Origin of the sequence: Streptomyces sp. AC550_RSS872, assembly GCF_019049285.1 — a bacterium.
Classification (GTDB): domain Bacteria; phylum Actinomycetota; class Actinomycetes; order Streptomycetales; family Streptomycetaceae; genus Streptomyces.
Genome location: NZ_JAGMUL010000042.1, coordinates 91,578 through 108,816, shown reverse-complemented (window position 1 = coordinate 108,816; position 17,239 = coordinate 91,578). Strand labels below are relative to the sequence as shown.

The following is a 17,239-nucleotide window of genomic DNA, read 5'->3' as shown; positions in this document are numbered from 1 at the left end:
CCCGCTTCGCTGTGGGGTCGGTCAGCGGGCCTTGCGGACCTTCATGAGGGTCGCTGAGGCGCGTGTGTCGCCCACGGCGATGGTGACGGCCGGGTCCGCCCCCTCGACCTCGTACGCGGCGACCCTGCGCTCGGGGACCTCGTCCCCGGCGTCGTCAGGGGTGTCGTCGCACTCCTGGACCGTGGCCGTGCCCAGCTTTTCGCCGACGGTGAAGTCGACGTTCACGACGTCGAGGTAGGTGCGTCCGTCATAGGTGACCACGTACGCGCACGAGGCCTCGGCCGTAACGCCCGCACCGTCCGGCCCCGCACCGTCCGGCCCCGCACCGTCCGGCCCCGCACAGCCGGCGGCCGCAGCCGCGAGGAGCAGGGACGTCATGAGCAGCCGTCGGCCGGCCCGGAGGGCAGTCGTCATCGGCTTCCTTCCCACGCGGACCGTTCACCCGGTCCTAAGACGTGGCGGGCGCCGACTTCGTTCAGCCGGCCGGCGTCGCCGCCGGGCGGCGGCCCGCCGCGGCTGCGGTGAGGCGGCCGAGGGCCTCGTCGCGGTCGCAGGCGTAGGCGCCCAGGGACGTCTGGTGGGCGATGATCGACTGCTCCAGTCGCATCAGGCGCCAGCCGCGGCGCAGCAGGAAGGGCGCCGACTTGCGGCCCTCCTTCAGGTCGCGCAGGAACCGGCGGCGAAAGGTCGTCACCGGGCCACGGCTCAGGCACAGCGCGTCGGCCAGCACCCCGAGCTCCCGGCAGCGCGTCACGATCTCGGCGGCGAAGATGCCCTCCGCGATGAACAGCGGCGTACGCCCGATCTCGACGGTCTCCTCGCCGGTACGGGCGCTGAGCGAGATGTCGTACAGCGGCACGTTCGTACGGCCCGTGCGGCACAGCTCCGCGATGGCCGCGACGGCCGTGTCGGCGTCCCACGAGTCGGGGTGGTCCCAGTCGATGTCGGCGCTCCCGGGGACCTGCGGCAGGGTCGGGTCGTCGCCCTCCTTGTAGAAGTCGTCGAGCCGCAGCACCGGAAGCCCGGAACGAGCGGCGAGAAGGGACTTGCCGGAGCCGGAAGGGCCGCAGAGCAGCACGACTCGCGTCGGTATGGACGGATGGGAACTCACGGGACACCAGTCTGAGGCATGGCCCGGCCCGGGAACGACCCGGTGGACGGAGATTGAAACGCGCGTCACATTCAGAGGAAGAGGGCCGTGTCTCCTCCGGACGGAGAGGAGGCACGGCCCTCTGGTTCGCGGGGCGGGTCAGTAGGACGAGCCCGAGGCGCCGAGGGAACCCGTCGGGTGCCAGACCGTCTTGGTCTCCAGGAACGCCGTCATGCGGTCGATGCCGGGGTCGGCCGACCAGTCGACCTCGTCCACAGGCTGTGGACGCAGGACGCGCTTGAGGTTGTCCGCCGCGGCGATCTCCAGTTCCTTGGCCAGGACGTCGTCTGCGCCCGCGAGGTCGATCGCGTTGACGTCCTGGTGCGCGGCCAGCGGCGTGGCGATCTCCGCCGTACGGCCGGAGAGGATGTTGACGACGCCGCCGGGCAGGTCGGAGGTGGCCAGGACCTCGCCGAGGGAGAGGGCGGGGAGCGGGGACTTCTCGGACGCCACCACGATCGCCGTGTTGCCGGTGGCGATCACCGGGGCGACGACCGAGACCAGGCCCAGGAACGACGACTCCTGCGGGGCCAGGACGACGACGACGCCCGTGGGCTCCGGGGAGGAGAGGTTGAAGAACGGGCCCGCGACCGGGTTTCCGCCGCCGACCACCTGGGCGATCTTGTCGGTCCAGCCCGCGTACCAGACCCAGCGGTCGATCGCGGCGTCCACCTGGGCGGCGGCCTTCGACTTCGACAGACCCTCCGAGTCCGCCACCTCACGGACGTACTGCTCGCGCCGGGCCTCCAGCATCTCGGCGATGCGGTAGAGGATCTGGCCGCGGTTGTACGCCGTCGCGCCGGACCACCCGCCGAACGCCTTGCGGGCGGCCACGACCGCGTCACGGGCGTCCTTGCGGGACGACAGGGGCACGTTCGCCAGCCAGTTGCCCTTGGAGTCCGTCACCTCGTACACCCGGCCGCTCTCGGAACGCGGGAACTTCCCGCCGACGTACAGCTTGTAGGTCTTGAAGACGGAGAGCCGCTCGGCGCGCTCGGTCTTGTCGTTTCTGTCAGACATCGAGGTACGCCTCCAGGCCGTGGCGGCCGCCCTCGCGGCCGAAGCCCGACTCCTTGTAGCCGCCGAACGGCGAGGTCGGGTCGAACTTGTTGAACGTGTTGGACCAGACGACGCCGGCGCGGAGCTTGTTCGCGACGGCGAGGATCCGTGACCCCTTCTCCGTCCAGATGCCCGCCGACAGGCCGTACGGCGTGTTGTTCGCCTTGGCGACGGCCTCGTCCGGCGTGCGGAAGGTGAGGACCGACAGCACCGGGCCGAAGATCTCGTCGCGGGCGACGGTGTGCGCCTGGGTGACGTTCGTGAAGAGTGTCGGGGCGAACCAGTAGCCGCTCTCCGGCAGTTCGCAGGCCGGCGACCAGCGCTCGGCGCCCTCCGCCTCGCCCTGCTCGACGAGCGAGGTGATGCGGGTGAGCTGCTCCTCGGAGTTGATCGCGCCGATGTCGGTGTTCTTGTCCAGCGGGTCGCCGAGACGGAGGGTCGACAGGCGGCGCTTCAGGGAGTCCAGCAGCTCGTCCTGGATGGACTCCTGGACGAGGAGGCGGCTGCCGGCGCAGCAGACCTGGCCCTGGTTGAAGAAGATCCCGTTGACGATCCCCTCGACGGCCTGGTCGATCGGGGCGTCGTCGAAGACGATGTTGGCGCCCTTGCCGCCCAGCTCCAGGGTGACCTTCTTGCGGGTGCCGGCGACGGTCCGCGCGATCTCCTTGCCGACGGCCGTGGAGCCGGTGAAGGCGACCTTGTTCACGTCGGGGTGCGCGACGACCGAGGCGCCCGCGTCGCCGTATCCGGGAAGGATGTTGACGACGCCCTTGGGCAGGCCCGCCTGGCGGCAGATGTCCGCGAAGAAGAGGGCGGAGAGGGGGGTCGTCTCGGCGGGCTTGAGGACGACCGTGTTGCCGGTGGCGAGGGCCGGGGCGATCTTCCAGGCCAGCATCAGCAGCGGGAAGTTCCAGGGGATGACCTGGCCCGCGACGCCGAGCGGCCGGGGGCTCGACCCGAAGCCCGCGTGGTCGAGCTTGTCGGCCCAGCCCGCGTAGTAGAAGAAGTGCGCGGCGACCAGGGGCAGGTCGGCGTCGCGGGTCTCCTTGATCGGCTTGCCGTTGTCCAGGGTCTCGAGGACGGCCAGCTCGCGCGAGCGCTCCTGGATGATCCGCGCGATGCGGAACAGGTACTTGGCGCGCTCGGCGCCGGGCAGCGCCGACCACTTCTCGAAGGCTTTGCGGGCGGCCTTCACCGCGCGGTCCACGTCCGCCTCGCCGGCCTGGGCGATCTCGGCGAGGACCTCCTCGGTGGACGGTGAGACGGTCTTGAAGACCTTGCCGTCGGCGGCCTCGGTGAACTCGCCGTCGATGAACAGACCGTACGAGGGCGCGATGTCGACGATCGAGCGGGACTCAGGCGCCGGTGCGTATTCGAATGCGGATGCCATGGTGATCAGTCCACCGTCACGTAGTCGGGGCCGGAGTAGCGGCCGGTGGCCAGCTTCTGACGCTGCATCAGCAGGTCGTTCAGGAGCGAGGAGGCGCCGAAGCGGAACCAGTGGTTGTCCAGCCAGTCCTCGCCCGCGGTCTCGTTGACCAGGACGAGGAACTTGATGGCGTCCTTGGTCGTCCTGATGCCGCCGGCCGGCTTCACGCCGACCTGGATGCCGGTCTGGGCGCGGAAGTCGCGCACCGCTTCCAGCATAAGGAGGGTGTTCGCGGGGGTGGCGTTGACGGCGACCTTGCCGGTGGACGTCTTGATGAAGTCGGCGCCGCCCAGCATGCCGAGCCAGCTGGCCCGCCGGATGTTGTCGTACGTCGACAGCTCGCCGGTCTCGAAGATGACCTTGAGGCGGGCGCTCGTCCCGCAGGCCGACTTCACGGCGACGATCTCGTCGTACACCTTCATGTAGTTGCCCGCGAGGAACGCCCCGCGGTCGATGACCATGTCGATCTCGTCGGCGCCCGCCGCCACGGCCTCGCGCACGTCCGCCAGCTTGACGGTGAGGGGGGCGCGGCCCGCCGGGAACGCGGTCGCGACCGAGGCGACCTTCACGGTCGAGCCCGCGACGGCCTCCTTGGCGGTGGCCACCATGTCGGGATAGACGCAGACGGCCGCGGTCGCCGGGGTCGTCCGGTCGGTGGGGTCGGGGTGGACCGCCTTGGCGCCGAGCGCCCGGACCTTGCCCGGGGTGTCCGCGCCTTCCAGCGTCGTCAGGTCGACCATCGAGATGGCGAGGTCGATGGCGTACGCCTTGGCGGTCGTCTTGATGGAACGGGTACCGAGGGACGCCGCACGCCCCTCCAGGCCGACCGCGTCGACGCCGGGCAGCCCGTGAAGGAAGCGGCGCAGCGTGCTGTCGGACGCGGTGACGTCCGTGAGTGCGTGAGCTGCGGCAGATGCATTGGTGGGCATGGTCACCAGACGAGCATATCTACGCGCGTAGCGGCTGTACACCCCGTGGGGCCGGATCTGTGAATCGCCGGGTGGCCGGATGCCCACAGGACGCGGGATCCGTCGACGCCGGCCGGCCGCACGCCCCAGGGGCGTGGGGAACTGCGCGACCAGCCCCATCCGGCCCGCACCCGCCCACGCACACCGCACCCCCCACAGCGATCGGGCGCTCGCCCCCCTCCCCCCGGGCACCCGCACGCGCCCACAAACCACCCCGCCCCCGGCCGGACCGGCACCCCGCCAGGCCGCCGGCAGGCATGCGGCACAATCGGCCCCATGACGACCCCCGACCACGAGCACCAGCCCTCCACCCCGGACCCCGCGTCGAGGGACCGGATCTACCGCTCCCCCCTGGGCATCCTCGGCGGCGTCGCGCTGCTCGCCATCGTGTTCTGGCTCGGCATCGACGCCCTGGTGCGCGGTGAGAGCCGCACGCAGTGGCTCGCGCTCGCCGCGATGATCCTGATCGTCCCGCTGGCGTCGGCGTTCACGCTCCGTCCCGCCGTGTACGCCAACGAGGAGCGCCTGCGCATCCGCAACCCGCTGCGTGTCATCGTGCTCCCCTGGGGACAGATCGCCTCGCTGCGGTCCGGCTACTCGAACGAGGTCGTCGCGACGTCCGGCACCAAGTACCAGCTCTGGGCGATCCCCGTCTCGCTGCGGGCCCGCAAGAAGGCGGCGCAGCACGCGGACCGTACGGCGGCGAAGACGAACGCCGCAGGCCGAGGGGGCGGCGACAGGGCACCCGGAGGACGCGGGCGCGGGTTCGCGGCGTCGCACGGGGCGGCCGACGCGCACGGTCCGATGCGGGCCGAGACCGACAAGATCATGGACGACCTGCGGGAACTGCTGGAGAACCACGGGGAGGCCGAGTCCGCACAGGGCGAGGTGACCGTGCGGTGGGCCTATGAGGTCGTGGGCCCCGCGATCGCGGGAGCCGTGCTGCTGCTGATTCTGCTGGCGGTGGGCTGAGAGACGGCGGGACTGCCTGAGGGTGCCCGTGCACTCGGCGATCAGGGCGCGCCCGGATACACCAGCGCCATGTACGCACCGCAGTACGCCGAGCCGATGACCGCCCCCGCGAGGGCGAGCGCCCGGTGGCGACGGCTCGCGCGGGACAGGTGCAGGGCGAGCGGGAGCAGGAGCGGGAAGGCGGGGAGCAGGAAGCGGGCGCGGGGGAAGTAGACGCCGCCGCTGCCCAGGACGATCGCGAGCAGTACGGCCGTGAAGACCAGCAGCGAAACCGGCTGCCGGTCCGCCACGGCCAGCCCGAACAGCACGACCGACGCGATCAGCGTGAGCGTCACCATCACCAGGAACAGCTCCGGCTTCGGGGCGTAGATCAGCAGCCGCCGCATCTGACGCAGCGTTTCGAGGCCGCCGTCCAGCTCGTTGTGCCACAGCCGCTGTACGGCGAAGTAGCCGTCCCAGCGCCCCACGCGCAGGCCCACCCAGCCGACATATCCGCACCAGCCGAGTGGCGCGGTCACGGCGGCCGCGAGGGTACGGAGGCCGAAGCGGCGGCGCAGCGTGAGCAGGGCCGCGGTCGTGACCGCCGCCGCCACCGCGACCCCGGTCGGACGGGTCAGGCCCGCGAGCGCGGCGAGCCAGGCCGCGGTGAGGAGCCGGCCGGTGAGCACGGCGTACAGGGACCAGGCGGCGAGCGCTGTGAACAGGGACTCGGTGTAGCCCATCCACTGCACCAGGCCGACCGGGAGCGCGGCCCAGAGAGTGGTCAGGAGGACGCCGGTCCGGCGCCCGTACAGCCGGTCGCCGACCGCGAAGACTCCCCACGCGGCGACGAGGGAGGCGATGACGGCGAGGCCGAGGCCGGTGCTCGCGCGGGTGCCCGGCGTGAGTGCCGAGAGCGCCTTCACGAGGGCGGGGTAGAGCGGGAAGAACGCCAGGTTGTTGGCGTTGTGCGCGGTGCCGAGCTCGTGCGCGTAGCCGTGGTCGGCGATGCCGAGATACCAGTCGGTGTCCCACTGCGTCGCCAGGATCGGCCAGACGCCGTGCCGCTGCCGGTGCGCCCAGAGGGTGAGGAACAGCAGGCCCGTGCCGCGTACGGCGAGGTAGGCGAGGAGGGCGGGGGCCGCGCGGCGCAGGGCGGGGAGGAGAGCGGGGCGGGCCCGTGGTGGGGGGCGGGAGCCGGGGGCGGTGGTGGTGCGGGGGGTCGGCCGGGATGCGGTCGTTGACACGGCGCGGCTCCAGGCGGATCGGTGGTGCGTTTCCCGTCCACCGTTGCCCGGGGGGCCTGGCGGGGAGTGGAGCGCGGGTCAACCGCCGTGCGGAAATCGCCCGAAAGGGTGCCTCCGGATGGGGGCACCCTTTCGGGAAGGACCAGTGAGCCGTCGTAGGACTTCGAGCCGGCCGCGTACGGCTCAGATGCCGGCCGCCGCCGACAGGTCCCGCTTGATCGTCGCGAGCAGGTCGGCCGCCTTGGCGCGGGCAGCCGCCAGTCCGGCGTGCGCGGCGACCGGGACGACGACCTCCAGGTAGCACTTGAGCTTGGGCTCCGTGCCGCTGGGGCGGACGATGACGCGGGCACCCTCCAGGGTGTAGCGCAGGCCGTCGGTGGGCGGCAGGGTGTCGGTGCCCTGGGTGAGGTCCTCGGCGCGGGTGATGGCCAGACCGGCGAGCTCGGTCGGCGGCTGCTCGCGCAACCGGCGCATGGCGTTCGCGATGACCGACAGGTCCTGGACGCGGACCGAGAGCTGGTCGGTGGCGTGCAGGCCGTGTTCCACCGCGAGGTCGTCGAGCAGATCGAGGAGCGTGCGGCCCTCGGCCTTGAGGACGGAGGCCAGCTCGGTGATCAGCAGGGCGGCCGTGATGCCGTCCTTGTCGCGTACGCCCTCGGGGTCGACGCAGTAGCCGAGGGCCTCCTCGTAGCCGTAGCGCAGGCCGTCGACGCGGGCGATCCACTTGAAGCCGGTGAGGGTCTCCTCGTAGGGCAGGCCCGCCTTCTCGGCGATACGGCCGAGGAGGGAGGAGGAGACGATCGACTCGGCGAAGGTGCCCTGCGCTCCGCGGCGGACGAGGTGCGCGGCGAGCAGCGCGCCCACCTCGTCGCCGCGCAGCATCCGCCAAGCGTCCCCGTCCTTGACGGCGGCGGCGCAGCGGTCGGCGTCCGGGTCGTTGGCGATGATCAGGTCGGGGTCGGTCTCGCGGGCCTTGGCGAAGGCCAGGTCCATCGCGCCGGGCTCTTCCGGGTTGGGGAAGGCGACGGTAGGGAAGTCCGGGTCCGGCTCGGCCTGCTCGGCGACGAGGGCGGGGGCGGGGAAGCCGGTGCGCTCGAAGGCGGCGAGGAGGACGTCCTTGCCGACGCCGTGCATCGCCGTGTAGACGGTGCGGGCGGTGCGCGGGGAGTCGGCGGCGAGGACCACGTCCGTGCGGGCGAGGTAGGCGTCCAGGACGCTGTCGTCGAGGGTTTCCCAGCCCTCCGTGGGGCGGGGGACGACCGTCAGGGACGGTACGGCGGCGATCTCTTCCGCGATCTCGACGTCCGCGGGCGGGACGATCTGGGAGCCGTCGCCGAGGTAGACCTTGTAGCCGTTGTCGCGGGGCGGGTTGTGGCTGGCGGTGACCTCGACTCCGGCGACCGCGCCGAGGTGCCTTATGGCGTACGCGAGGACCGGGGTGGGGAGGGGGCGGGGGAGAACGGCGGCGCGGAGGCCCGCGCCGGTCATCACCGCGGCGGTGTCGCGGGCGAAGTCCTCCGACTTGTGGCGGGCGTCGTAGCCGATGACGACGAGGCCGTTCTCGTGGCCCTGCTTCCTGAGGTACGCGGCGAGGCCGGCGGCGGCGCGGATGACGACCGTGCGGTTCATGCGCATCGGGCCGGCGCCGAGTTCGCCTCGCAGTCCTGCGGTGCCGAACTGGAGGGTGCCGCTGAAGCGTGCGGTGAGCTCTTCGATGTCGGCTGCTTCGATGAGCTTGGCGAGCTCGTCGCGGGTCTCCGGGTCCGGGTCCTCGGTGAGCCAGGCCTGGGCCCGGGCGATGAGATCGTCGTGCACGTCGGTCAACCTCTCGTTCGTGTCGTTCGGGAGCGGGTCGGATACGGGCGGATCTTCTCGCCCCCGCCGCCCCTACCCGTCCCATCCCTGGGGGCTGCGCCCCCAGACCCCCCGCATCGGCCCTGCGGGCCTTGTCCTCGAACGCCGGACGGGCTGAAGAACTCAGCCTCTCCGGCGTTTGAGGAGCGGGGTCCGGGGCGGAGCCCCGGAAGGATGGGACGGGTAGGGGCGGCGGGGGCGAGGAACGGTTTACAGGCGCCCGAGCACCTGCGCCAGCAGCGACCCCATCCGCGTGGCCGAGTCGCGCCCGGCCTGAAGGACTTCCTCGTGGTTGAGGGGCTCACCCGTCATACCGGCCGCGAGGTTCGTCACCAGGGAGATGCCCAGCACCTCCGCACCCGCCTCACGCGCCGCGATGGCCTCGAGCACCGTCGACATGCCCACCAGGTCCGCCCCGATGACCCGCGCCATCCGGATCTCCGCCGGCGTCTCGTAGTGCGGGCCGGGGAACTGGGCGTAGACGCCCTCCTCCAGCGTGGGGTCGATCTCCTTGCACAGGGCACGCAGCCGCGGCGAGTACAGGTCCGTCAGGTCGACGAAGTTCGCGCCGATGATCGGGGACGTCGCCGTGAGGTTGATGTGGTCGCTGATCAGGACCGGCTGACCGGGCCGCATGCCCTCGCGCAGGCCACCGCAGCCGTTGGTGAGGACGATCGTCTTGCAGCCGGCCGCCACCGCGGTGCGGACGCCGTGGGCCACCGCCGCCACGCCGCGACCCTCGTAGTAGTGGGTGCGGCCCAGGAAGACGAGGGCGCGCTTGTTGCCGATCCGGTAGGAGCGGATCTTGCCGCCGTGCCCCTCCACCGCAGGCGGCGGGAAACCGGGCAGCTCGGTGACCTGGAACTCGGCCTCGGGTGCGCCCAGGGCGTCCACGGCCGGTGCCCAGCCGGAGCCCATCACGAGGGCGACGTCGTGGGTCTCGGCGCCGGTGAGTTCGCGCAGGCGCGCGGCGGCGGCGTCGGCGGCGGCGTGGGGGTCGCCCTGGATGTCGTCCGGAAGAAGAGATGCGTTCACGCGACTGAGGGTAGCCGGTTTGGGCCTACGCGCGTAGATGACAGAGCTCACGGGATGGCGATCGTTGTCTTGTCGTTTCCAACGAACAGCTCGCCCGGGTCCGGACCGCTCACTCGTCCGTGACGAGGATGTCCTTGTCGTTGAAGACCTCGACGATGAAGATCAACAGACGGCCGCGACTGACCGTGTACTCCACGAGGACGTTCTGTGTGAGCCGGATCGTGCGATCGTCGCCCGTCGAGCTTATGGGCCGTGACACCGAGAGGAAGGGGTCGCGGGCCAGCAGGGCGATGCCTTTGTCGAACGCGGTGCGCTGCCTGTCGTCGAGCCTGTCGCGGGCTTCGGCGGCCTGCACCGTGTAGTAGACGTCGTACGTGGTGGGGGCCATGCGATCTCCCGTTGGTGCGTCGATCCCCCAAGTCTAGGAGTCGCCCACCTTCAGCACGGCCGCTTCCGCAGCTCCATCACGTAATCGTGTGGCGCCCCGGCGGACTCCGCCGCGTCCGCGATCTCGCCCAGGTAGCGTGCCGCGGGCAGCCCGCCCTCGTAGGCGTTCAGCACGTACACCCACGCAGGCTCCTCGCCCTCCAGCGTGTCCACCCGGACCCGAAGCCGGCGGTAGATGCCGAGGCCGACGCCCTCCCAGCGGTCCAGGGACTCCTCGTCCATCGGGGCGATGTCGTACAGCGCGACGAAGACCTGCTCCCCCGGCTCCTCGACGAGCGTCGCCAGCGCGCCGTCCCAGCCGAGCTGCTCGCCCCCGAACGTCAGCCGCCATCCGTTGAGCCAGCCGGTGGCGCGCAGCGGCGAGTGGGGGGCGCGGCGGGTCATCAGCCGCGCGTCGAGATTGCCGGCGTACGCGGCGTAGAGCGACATGGAGAGAGGGTACGGCAGTCGAATCGTCCACCCCGCCCGTAACAGTGGTGTCTCGGGCGGGCCCCCGGGCCGTGCCACTCCGTGGCGTGCGGGACAATGGAGTACGTGACTCGGATCGTGATCATCGGTGGCGGACCCGGCGGATACGAGGCGGCCCTGGTGGCCGCCCAGCTCGGCGCGGAGGTGACCGTCGTCGACTGCGACGGTCTGGGCGGGGCGTCGGTGCTCACCGACTGCGTGCCGTCGAAGACTCTCATCGCCACGGCCGAGGTGATGACCACCTTCGACTCCTCGTACGAGGAGCTGGGCATCATCGTCGCCGACGACACGCCGCACATCGACACGCCCGCCCGGGTGGTGGGCGTCGACCTGGGCAAGGTCAACCGGCGTGTGAAGCGCCTCGCGCTCGCCCAGTCCCACGACATCACGGCCTCCGTCACGCGCGCCGGCGCCCGGGTCCTGCGCGGCCGCGGCCGGCTGGAGGGCATGCAGGGCCTCGACGGGTCGCGCAAGGTCGTCGTCCGCGCCGCCGACGGCACCGAGGAGACCCTCACCGCCGACGCCGTCCTGATCGCCACCGGCGGTCACCCGCGCGAGCTGCCCGACGCCCAGCCCGACGGCGAGCGCATCCTCAACTGGACCCAGGTCTACGACCTGACCGAGCTGCCCGAGGAACTCATCGTGGTCGGGTCGGGTGTGACGGGTGCCGAGTTCGCCGGTGCCTACCAGGCGCTCGGATCGCGGGTCACCCTCGTCTCGTCGCGGGATCGCGTGCTCCCGGGCGAGGACCCCGACGCCGCCGCGGTCCTCGAGGACGTCTTCCGGCGCCGTGGCATGAACGTCATGGCCCGCTCGCGCGCCGCCGCCGCCAAGCGCGTCGGCGACCGGGTCGAGGTCACCCTCGCCGACGGGCGTGTCATCAGCGGCAGCCACTGTCTGATGGCCGTCGGCGCCATCCCGAACTCCGAGGGCATGGGCCTGGAGGAGGCCGGCGTCAAGCTGCGCGAGTCCGGGCACATCTGGACCGACAAGGTGTCGAGGACCACCGCTCCCGGCGTGTACGCCGCCGGTGACGTGACCGGTGTCTTCGCCCTCGCGTCGGTGGCCGCCATGCAGGGACGTATCGCCATGTACCACTTCCTCGGCGACGCGGTGGCCCCGCTGAACCTGAAGACCGTGTCCTCCAACGTCTTCACCGACCCCGAGATCGCCACCGTCGGCTACTCCCAGGCCGACGTGGACGCAGGGAAGATCGACGCCCGGGTCGTCAAACTGCCGCTGCTGCGCAACCCGCGCGCCAAGATGCAGGGCATCCGGGACGGCTTCGTCAAGATCTTCTGCCGTCCGGGCACGGGCATCGTGGTCGGCGGTGTGGTCGTGTCGCCGCGCGCCTCGGAACTGATCCATCCGATCTCGATCGCGGTCGACAACAATCTGACGGTCGAACAGATCGCGAACGCCTTCACCGTGTACCCCTCCCTTTCGGGCTCGATCGCCGAGGTGGCACGGCAGTTGCACACCCGGAAGTCCGGCGGCGAACTCTGATGACCGGAAGCAACTCCCCGCTGGTCACGGGGAGTTGTCGAGCATGCGTGCGGCATAGGCGGCGGGACTAGGCCCTATACCACTTCTCGCCCTTGCGTACGAACAACTTCTGTTATTCGGCGCAAACTGCTGAAACCAGACGGTCGTTGGGGTTACTGTCAGTTTCGTGTTCGCTGCAGAACGTCGCCAATTGATCCTCGAAATGGTGCGAGCGAACGGGGCCGTGTCGCTCCGTGAGCTCGCCCGCGTCGTCCAGACCTCCGAAGTGACCGTACGGCGGGACGTGCGCGCACTGGAGGCAGAAGGACTCCTCGACCGCCGGCATGGCGGTGCGGTATTGCCGGGCGGGTTCACGCGGGAGTCCGGCTTTCCGCAGAAATCACATCTCGCGACCGCCGAGAAGACGGCCATCGCCGACCTCGCCGCGAATTTCGTGGAAGAGGGCGAGGCGATCGTCGTCGGGGCGGGGACCACCACGCAGGAGCTGGCACGCCGGCTCGCTCGCGTCCCCGGACTGACCGTCGTCACCAACTCCCTCCTGGTGGCGCAGGCGTTGGCCCATGCCAACCGGGTCGAGGTCGTGATGACCGGCGGCACGCTCCGCGGGTCGAACTACGCGCTGGTCGGCAGCGGTGCCGAACAGTCCCTCCAGGGACTGCGGGTGTCGCGGGCCTTCATCTCCGGGAGCGGCCTCACCGCCGAGCGTGGGCTGTCCACGTCCAACATGCTCTCGGCGTCCGTCGACCGGGCGTTGGTGCAGGCGGCCGCGGAGGTCGTCGTCCTCGCCGACCACACGAAGCTCGGTACGGACACGATGTTCCAGACGGTGCCCACCGATGTCATCACACGGCTGGTCACCGACGAGCCGCCGGTCCACGACGACCGTGCCCACACCGAACTCCAGGCCCTCGCCGACCAGGGGGTGCAGATCGCCGTGGCCGGGGCGAGCGGGAGCCCGGGGGGTGACGAGGTCCCGGCGCGGCGTCGTTCCCTGCCGGGGCCTAGGCGAGGGCAGGGGCTGCGGTCCGCTGCCGCGGTGCTCGGGGAGCAAGGGGCGGAGAGGGAGCGGGAGCGGGCCCGGGTTGCGGACTTGCGGCGGCGTTAGGGTCGCCGTTCGCCTGTTCGCCGTAGGAGGTTGTGGTGGTGCGCGAGTGCCGGCTGGTTGTGGCTTGTCGCGCCCACGCGGCGGAGCCGCATATCGATACAGCCCCGCGCCCCTTAGGTGGGCTTGAGTCCTCGCAACGTCAAGTGCAGCAGTCTGTTCGCCAGGTCCGGGTCTCCCGGGGTTTCCTCCGCCGCCAATGCGATTGCGTGGGTGAGCTGGAGGAGGTCGGTGATCGCCACGTCCTGCCGGACCGTGCCCGCCTCCTGCGCCCGTGCCAGCAGTGCGCCGCCCGCTTCTCTGATCGGGCCGCTGCATCGGGACAGGGCTGAGGTGGTGTCGGTGGAGACGGACATCAGGGATCTGGCCAGGCCCCGGTACTCCCCGGCGTGCGTGACCATCTCGCGCAGCCAGGTCACCAGGGCCGCACAGGGCTCGGGGGCGTCGAGCAGTTCGCGGGAGCGGGTCAGCAGGTCGCCGACCGCGTCCTCGAAGACCGCGCTCAGCAAGGCGTCGCGGTTGGGGAAGTGGCGGTACAGCGTGCCGATGCCGACGCCCGCGCGGCGGGCCACGTCCTCCAGCGACGCTGCCGTGCCGTGTTCGGCGAAGGCGGAGCGGGCCTCGGTGACCAGGCGCTCGTGATTGCGGCGGGCGTCGGCGCGCATCCCTGCGGGCGGCCGGACCATCGGGTTCACCTGCCCTTCCTCACTGAGAAGCGCCCGATGGACTGATCGATCAGTCCGCCGGGCGCCTCAGGATGTCGTACGACTCAGTCCTTGATCTCGCAGATGGGGGCGCCGGAGGTGAGGGAGGCGCCGACCTCGGCGGACAGGCCCTTGACGGTGCCGGACTTGTGCGCGTTGAGCGGCTGTTCCATCTTCATCGCCTCGAGGACGACGATCAGGTCGCCTTCCTTGACCTCCTGGCCCTCCTCGACGGCGACCTTGACGATGGTGCCCTGCATCGGGGAGGCGAGGGTGTCGCCGGAGGCCGCGGGGCCGGACTTCTTGGCCGCGCGCCGCTTGGGCTTGGCTCCTGCGGCGAGGCCGGTGCGGGCCAGCGACATGCCGAGCGAGGACGGGAGGGAGACCTCCAGGCGCTTGCCGCCGACCTCGACGACGATCGTCTCGCGGTCCGGGTCCTCGTCCGACTCGGTGTCGGCGGGGGCCGCGAAGGGCTTGATGTCGTTGACGAACTCGGTCTCGATCCAGCGGGTGTGGACCGTGAACGGGTCGGCGGAGCCGGTCAGTTCCGGTGCGAAGGCCGGGTCCTTGACGACCGCGCGGTGGAAGGGGATGGCGGTGGCCATGCCCTCGACCTGGAACTCGGCCAGGGCGCGGGCGGCGCGCTGGAGGGCCTGCTCGCGGGTGGCGCCGGTGACGATGAGCTTGGCGAGGAGGGAGTCCCAGGCCGGGCCGATCACGCTGCCGGACTCGACGCCCGCGTCCAGGCGGACGCCGGGGCCGGTCGGCGGGGCGAAGGTGGTCACCGTGCCGGGGGCGGGCAGGAAGTTACGGCCCGGGTCCTCGCCGTTGATGCGGAACTCGAAGGAGTGGCCGCGCAGCACCGGGTCGTCGTAGCCGAGTTCCTCGCCGTCGGCGATGCGGAACATCTCGCGCACGAGGTCGATGCCGGTGACCTCCTCGGTGACCGGGTGCTCGACCTGGAGACGGGTGTTGACCTCCAGGAAGGAGATCGTGCCGTCCATGCCGACCAGGAACTCGACCGTGCCGGCGCCGACATAGCCGGCCTCCTTCAGGATCGCCTTGGAGGCGGAGTACAGCTCGGCGACCTGGGCCTCGGAGAGGAAGGGCGCGGGGGCCTCCTCGACCAGCTTCTGGTGGCGGCGCTGAAGGGAGCAGTCACGGGTGGAGACGACGACCACGTTGCCGTGGGTGTCGGCGAGGCACTGGGTCTCGACGTGACGCGGCTTGTCCAGGTAGCGCTCGACGAAGCACTCGCCGCGGCCGAAGGCGGCGACCGCCTCGCGGACGGCCGAGTCGTACAGTTCGGGGACCTCTTGAAGCGTCCGCGCCACCTTCAGACCGCGGCCGCCACCGCCGAACGCGGCCTTGATGGCGATCGGCAGGCCGTGCTCCTCGGCGAACGCCACGACCTCGTCCGCGCCGGACACCGGGTCGGGCGTACCGGCGACGAGCGGGGCGCCGGCGCGCTGGGCGATGTGGCGGGCGGCGACCTTGTCGCCGAGGTCGCGGATGGCCTGCGGCGGCGGGCCGATCCAGATGAGGCCGGCGTCGAGGACGGCCTGGGCGAAGTCGGCGTTCTCCGACAGGAAGCCGTAGCCGGGGTGGATGGCGTCCGCGCCCGACTCGCGCGCGGCGTTCAGCACCTTGTCCATGTCCAGGTAACTGGTCGCCGGAGTGTCACCACCCAGGGCGAACGCCTCATCCGCGGCGCGGACATGCAGAGCGTCCCGGTCCGGGTCGGCGTATACGGCCACGCTCGCGATGCCGGCATCCCGGCAGGCCCGGGCCACGCGGACAGCGATTTCGCCACGGTTGGCGATGAGCACCTTGCGCACGATTGAGGCTCCCTCCTTGAAACAAGCCGAGTTTAGGGACTGCCGACACGCCACATCGACCCGTCCCCAGTGGTGAGCTTGCCCACACGGAGCGTGATTCCAGGCTCGCTCGACCTGCGAAATCCCATGTCGCGCCCCGGCACGCAGGTCTCTCCCGGAAAACCCTAGCTCTCCGCTGTGGTCAAGGTCTCTGTCATCACGTGCTGCGGGCCACTCGGTTTCTTTGTCGAATCCCTACGAATGGCCCAATGATTCTTTGCCCGCACCCGAACCCTTGTCCCGGGGTTTACCCGTTAGTAGCGTTCGCGATGTCTCGTCCGTACTTGGAGTAACAGAGCGCTCGGAAGCAGGTGGGGACCGGTGGTACGCAGGCCGGTGGCGTGGGTGGTGGCGGTCGTGCTCTTCGTCGAGGGGCTCGGTATCGCGGCGCTTCAGTGGTTCCTCGGTGTCGTCGTCGACCGCCAGGACATGTCCCTGGCGGGCCTCGACCCGGACGTGATGTCGCTGTCCTCGAAGATCGGCGGTGTCGTCTTCGGCGCCTACTTCGCGCTGTGCGGCCTGGTCGCCCTGCTCGTGGCCCTGCGCGACCGCGCCCCGGCCGGCTTCGGCCGCGTTCTGCTGATCAGCGCGGCCGTGGTGCACGCGCTGCTGGGCGCGTTCGCCTGGGGGCTGGTGGGCTGGACGGCGTTTTTGTTCATGGTCGTCGTACTCGGCCTGATCGTGCTGCTGCTCATGACGTATGACGCCGAGGCGGCGCCCGGCTCCGCGGAGCCCGCCGACACCGCGCCCGACGGGAGCACCGGCGGCGGTGGCTCCCCGGCGGGCGGTTCCCCGGCCGGCGGCTCCCCGGTCAGTCCTCCGCCGGCGCCCACAACTCCGTGATGCCGATGCCCAGTTGCCCCAGCAGCCGCCGTACCAGCGGCAGGCTGATGCCGATCACATTGCCGTGGTCGCCGTCGATGCCGTCGATGAACGGGGCCGAGCGGCCGTCGAGGGTGAACGCCCCGGCGACGTAGAGCGGTTCGCCGGAGGCGACGTACGCGGCGATCTCCTCGTCGGTCGGCTCGCCGAAGCGGACGACAGTGGAGGCGGTGGCGGAGGCGTACCGGCCGGTCACGGTGTCGTAGATGCAGTGGCCGGTCTGGAGCGTGCCCGCCCGTCCGCGCATCGACTTCCAGCGTGCCGTGGCCTCCTCGGCGTCGGCCGGCTTGCCCAGGGGCTGGCCGTCCAGGTCGAGGACCGAGTCGCAGCCGATCACGATCGCGCCCTTGACCTCGGGCTTCGCCGCCACGACGGAGGCCTTCGCCTCGGCGAGGGCCAGCGCCAGTTCGGCGGGGGTGGGTGCGGTGACGGCTTCCTCGTCGACACCGCTCACGATGACCTCGGGGTCCAGGCCGGCCTGGCGCAGCAGATTGAGCCGGGCGGGGGACTGGGAGGCCAGGACGAGTCGGCGGCGGGGCTGATCAGTCATGCGGCCAGCG

General features: G+C 71.2%; 17 protein-coding genes. 4 read left to right on the top strand and 13 right to left on the bottom strand.

Going from position 1 to position 17,239, the window contains the following annotated elements; all coding sequences use genetic code 11:
• Nucleotides 1-21 precede the first annotated feature (21 nt).
• The 5 genes from KUM44_RS19110 to deoC all read right to left on the bottom strand — a co-directional run bounded on the left by KUM44_RS19110 (nucleotide 22) and on the right by deoC (nucleotide 4,567).
• On the bottom strand, nucleotides 22-414 hold the full coding sequence (locus tag KUM44_RS19110) for a DUF6281 family protein (RefSeq protein WP_217209254.1): 393 nt from the start codon (nucleotides 412-414) through the stop codon (nucleotides 22-24).
• A gap of 61 nt (nucleotides 415-475) precedes the next feature.
• A complete protein-coding gene (locus tag KUM44_RS19105) occupies nucleotides 476-1,111 on the bottom strand; it encodes a uridine kinase (protein ID WP_308402665.1) in 636 nt (211 codons plus the stop codon).
• A gap of 138 nt (nucleotides 1,112-1,249) precedes the next feature.
• A complete protein-coding gene (locus KUM44_RS19100; RefSeq protein WP_217209252.1) occupies nucleotides 1,250-2,170 on the bottom strand; it encodes an aldehyde dehydrogenase in 921 nt (306 codons plus the stop codon).
• A complete protein-coding gene (locus KUM44_RS19095) occupies nucleotides 2,163-3,599 on the bottom strand; it encodes an aldehyde dehydrogenase family protein (RefSeq protein ID WP_217209251.1) in 1,437 nt (478 codons plus the stop codon). Before KUM44_RS19095 ends, KUM44_RS19100 begins: the two co-directional genes overlap by 8 nt.
• Nucleotides 3,600-3,604: 5 nt before the next feature.
• On the bottom strand, nucleotides 3,605-4,567 hold the full coding sequence (gene deoC / locus KUM44_RS19090; RefSeq protein WP_217209369.1) for a deoxyribose-phosphate aldolase: 963 nt from the start codon (nucleotides 4,565-4,567) through the stop codon (nucleotides 3,605-3,607).
• Between the two features lie 315 nt (nucleotides 4,568-4,882).
• Here deoC and KUM44_RS19085 point away from each other — a divergent pair, with 315 nt between their 5' ends.
• Nucleotides 4,883-5,578 carry a PH domain-containing protein gene (locus KUM44_RS19085; RefSeq protein WP_217209249.1) on the top strand — a complete coding sequence of 232 codons (696 nt, stop codon included), beginning with the start codon at nucleotides 4,883-4,885 and terminating at the stop codon, nucleotides 5,576-5,578.
• A gap of 41 nt (nucleotides 5,579-5,619) precedes the next feature.
• On the opposite strand, the gene KUM44_RS19080 is transcribed toward KUM44_RS19085, so the two are convergent.
• The 5 genes from KUM44_RS19080 to KUM44_RS19060 all read right to left on the bottom strand — a co-directional run bounded on the left by KUM44_RS19080 (nucleotide 5,620) and on the right by KUM44_RS19060 (nucleotide 10,569).
• On the bottom strand, nucleotides 5,620-6,804 hold the full coding sequence (locus KUM44_RS19080; protein WP_217209248.1) for a hypothetical protein: 1,185 nt from the start codon (nucleotides 6,802-6,804) through the stop codon (nucleotides 5,620-5,622).
• A 183-nt stretch (nucleotides 6,805-6,987) separates the two neighbouring features.
• Nucleotides 6,988-8,619 (bottom strand): phospho-sugar mutase, encoded by a 1,632-nt coding sequence (locus KUM44_RS19075; RefSeq protein ID WP_217209368.1) that lies wholly within the window; start codon nucleotides 8,617-8,619, stop codon nucleotides 6,988-6,990.
• A 249-nt stretch (nucleotides 8,620-8,868) separates the two neighbouring features.
• Nucleotides 8,869-9,693 (bottom strand): purine-nucleoside phosphorylase, encoded by an 825-nt coding sequence (locus tag KUM44_RS19070; RefSeq protein WP_217209247.1) that lies wholly within the window; start codon nucleotides 9,691-9,693, stop codon nucleotides 8,869-8,871.
• A 109-nt stretch (nucleotides 9,694-9,802) separates the two neighbouring features.
• Nucleotides 9,803-10,081 carry a type II toxin-antitoxin system RelE/ParE family toxin gene (locus KUM44_RS19065; RefSeq protein WP_217209246.1) on the bottom strand — a complete coding sequence of 93 codons (279 nt, stop codon included), beginning with the start codon at nucleotides 10,079-10,081 and terminating at the stop codon, nucleotides 9,803-9,805.
• Nucleotides 10,082-10,131: 50 nt separating this feature from the next.
• A complete protein-coding gene (locus KUM44_RS19060) occupies nucleotides 10,132-10,569 on the bottom strand; it encodes a gamma-glutamylcyclotransferase (RefSeq protein ID WP_217209245.1) in 438 nt (145 codons plus the stop codon).
• Between the two features lie 81 nt (nucleotides 10,570-10,650).
• On the opposite strand from KUM44_RS19060, the gene KUM44_RS19055 reads away from it, so the two are divergent.
• Nucleotides 10,651-12,114, top strand: coding sequence for an NAD(P)H-quinone dehydrogenase (locus tag KUM44_RS19055; RefSeq protein ID WP_308402664.1), 1,464 nt, complete (start codon nucleotides 10,651-10,653; stop codon nucleotides 12,112-12,114).
• 166 nt (nucleotides 12,115-12,280) lie between these two features.
• Nucleotides 12,281-13,219 carry a DeoR/GlpR family DNA-binding transcription regulator gene (locus tag KUM44_RS19050; RefSeq protein ID WP_217209243.1) on the top strand — a complete coding sequence of 313 codons (939 nt, stop codon included), beginning with the start codon at nucleotides 12,281-12,283 and terminating at the stop codon, nucleotides 13,217-13,219.
• Nucleotides 13,220-13,332: 113 nt separating this feature from the next.
• On the opposite strand, the gene KUM44_RS19045 is transcribed toward KUM44_RS19050, so the two are convergent.
• Complete coding sequence (locus tag KUM44_RS19045; RefSeq protein WP_374202051.1) at nucleotides 13,333-13,902, bottom strand: TetR/AcrR family transcriptional regulator; 570 nt, start codon at nucleotides 13,900-13,902, stop codon at nucleotides 13,333-13,335.
• 83 nt (nucleotides 13,903-13,985) lie between these two features.
• Nucleotides 13,986-15,758 carry a biotin carboxylase N-terminal domain-containing protein gene (locus tag KUM44_RS19040; RefSeq protein ID WP_217209241.1) on the bottom strand — a complete coding sequence of 591 codons (1,773 nt, stop codon included), beginning with the start codon at nucleotides 15,756-15,758 and terminating at the stop codon, nucleotides 13,986-13,988.
• Nucleotides 15,759-16,118: 360 nt separating this feature from the next.
• Between KUM44_RS19040 and KUM44_RS19035 the strand changes: the two genes are divergently transcribed.
• Entirely contained in the window at nucleotides 16,119-16,640 is a 522-nt protein-coding gene (locus KUM44_RS19035) for a hypothetical protein (RefSeq protein ID WP_217209240.1), read from the top strand.
• Here the strand turns inward: KUM44_RS19035 and KUM44_RS19030 are convergent.
• Complete coding sequence (locus tag KUM44_RS19030) at nucleotides 16,609-17,229, bottom strand: nucleoside triphosphate pyrophosphatase (RefSeq protein ID WP_217209239.1); 621 nt, start codon at nucleotides 17,227-17,229, stop codon at nucleotides 16,609-16,611. The two genes, KUM44_RS19035 and KUM44_RS19030, sit on opposite strands and share 32 nt — an antisense overlap.
• Nucleotides 17,230-17,239: the final 10 nt, after the last annotated feature.

Coding starts and splice junctions, on each gene's coding strand:
- KUM44_RS19095 (WP_217209251.1), bottom strand. CDS start 3,599: ATGGCATCCGCATTCGAATACGCACCGGCGCCTGAGTCCCGCTCGATC.
- KUM44_RS19065 (WP_217209246.1), bottom strand. CDS start 10,081: ATGGCCCCCACCACGTACGACGTCTACTACACGGTGCAGGCCGCCGAA.
- KUM44_RS19060 (WP_217209245.1), bottom strand. CDS start 10,569: ATGTCGCTCTACGCCGCGTACGCCGGCAATCTCGACGCGCGGCTGATG.
- KUM44_RS19110 (WP_217209254.1), bottom strand. CDS start 414: ATGACGACTGCCCTCCGGGCCGGCCGACGGCTGCTCATGACGTCCCTG.
- KUM44_RS19085 (WP_217209249.1), top strand. CDS start 4,883: ATGACGACCCCCGACCACGAGCACCAGCCCTCCACCCCGGACCCCGCG.
- KUM44_RS19045 (WP_374202051.1), bottom strand. CDS start 13,902: ATGGTCCGGCCGCCCGCAGGGATGCGCGCCGACGCCCGCCGCAATCAC.
- deoC (WP_217209369.1), bottom strand. CDS start 4,567: ATGCCCACCAATGCATCTGCCGCAGCTCACGCACTCACGGACGTCACC.
- KUM44_RS19100 (WP_217209252.1), bottom strand. CDS start 2,170: ATGTCTGACAGAAACGACAAGACCGAGCGCGCCGAGCGGCTCTCCGTC.
- KUM44_RS19030 (WP_217209239.1), bottom strand. CDS start 17,229: ATGACTGATCAGCCCCGCCGCCGACTCGTCCTGGCCTCCCAGTCCCCC.